The sequence below is a fragment of the Paraburkholderia sp. SIMBA_053 genome, from assembly GCF_046534895.1.
GTDB classification, from domain to species: domain Bacteria; phylum Pseudomonadota; class Gammaproteobacteria; order Burkholderiales; family Burkholderiaceae; genus Paraburkholderia; species Paraburkholderia caledonica.
This window is the reverse complement of sequence record NZ_JAWRXU010001166.1, coordinates 1-255: the sequence shown is the minus strand read 5'-3', so window position 1 is coordinate 255 and position 255 is coordinate 1. Positions and strand designations below refer to the sequence as shown.

Here is a 255-nt window from a genome sequence, read left to right as displayed (position 1 = left end):
CAGACCCTTACCCGCGCGGATAGCCCCATACCCCGATGTCCTCAGCTCATATCCCTCCCCTCGGTACTCAAGCTTCTGGTTCACCAGATAGCCGAGATTCAGCTGCGACTTGCCCGAATGCTCCGTACTCAGCTTGATGCCTTCCTGGCCCGCCCAGTCCTCCATGCGCAGCTTGTTGTTCGCCTGCGTGCGGATCATGTTGCGTGAGAGCCAGCGACGGTTATTCGTCACAAGGTCGCGCGCCTGGCTGTGATG

1 protein-coding gene is annotated in these 255 nt (G+C 60.0%); it reads right to left on the bottom strand.

Going from position 1 to position 255, the window contains the following annotated elements; all coding sequences use genetic code 11:
• Positions 1 to 255 (bottom strand): type VI secretion system Vgr family protein (locus SB753_RS39320; protein ID WP_410805457.1); only part of this gene is annotated, 255 nt, incomplete at both ends.